Annotated in this window: 1 protein-coding gene; it reads left to right on the top strand. The window is 61.8% G+C overall.

Going from position 1 to position 709, the window contains the following annotated elements; translation table 11 throughout:
- Positions 1–213 precede the first annotated feature (213 nt).
- A partial coding sequence (locus AACY52_RS28925; protein ID WP_339561160.1) for an aminotransferase class I/II-fold pyridoxal phosphate-dependent enzyme occupies positions 214–709 on the top strand: 496 nt, incomplete at its 3' end.

The following is a 709-nucleotide window of genomic DNA, read 5'->3' as shown; positions in this document are numbered from 1 at the left end:
GATCGCGCATTTGACCGAGGGGCAGGGCTGGCCGGATACGCCGCGCGAGGGGCGTGCGGTGTTTACCGCGCACAGTGCCGATACGGATCGGCTGGTACCAGCACTCGCCCGGTTTGGACTCACGCGGCTGGATATTCTATAACCGATAGGTATGATCACGTAGATCGGGGAAAGCCGCTGGAAATCGGCGCTTGGCGGGGGTAGTGGGCGGACATGGACGTAGACTCACCGCATCCCGGGGTCGATTACTCCCGGATTTTCGCGCAGGCGATCGATCGCCTGCATGTCGAAGGGCGTTATCGCGTCTTTATCGACATCCTGCGCAACAAGGGGGCCTTCCCCAATGCGCGGTGCTTCGCCGGACATAACGGCCCCAAGCCGATCACGGTGTGGTGTTCGAACGATTATCTGGCGATGGGCCAGCACCCGCAAGTGATTGCGGCGATGGAACATGCGCTGCACGATGTCGGCGCGGGTTCGGGCGGCACGCGCAATATCGGTGGCAACACGCATTATCATGTCGATCTGGAAGGCGAACTCGCCGATCTGCACGGCAAGGAAGGCGCGTTGCTGTTTACCAGCGGCTATGTCTCGAACGAGGCGACGCTGGCGACGCTGGCCAAGGTGCTGCCGGGCTGCATCATCTTCTCCGACGAGCTCAACCATGCCTCGATGATCGCGGGCATCCGCAATTCGGGCTGCGAAAAGC

The organism is Pseudomonas sp. EA_65y_Pfl1_P113 (genome assembly GCF_963970525.1).
Classification (GTDB): domain Bacteria; phylum Pseudomonadota; class Gammaproteobacteria; order Pseudomonadales; family Pseudomonadaceae; genus Aquipseudomonas; species Aquipseudomonas tritici.
This window is presented reverse-complemented; position numbering and strand designations above follow the sequence as displayed.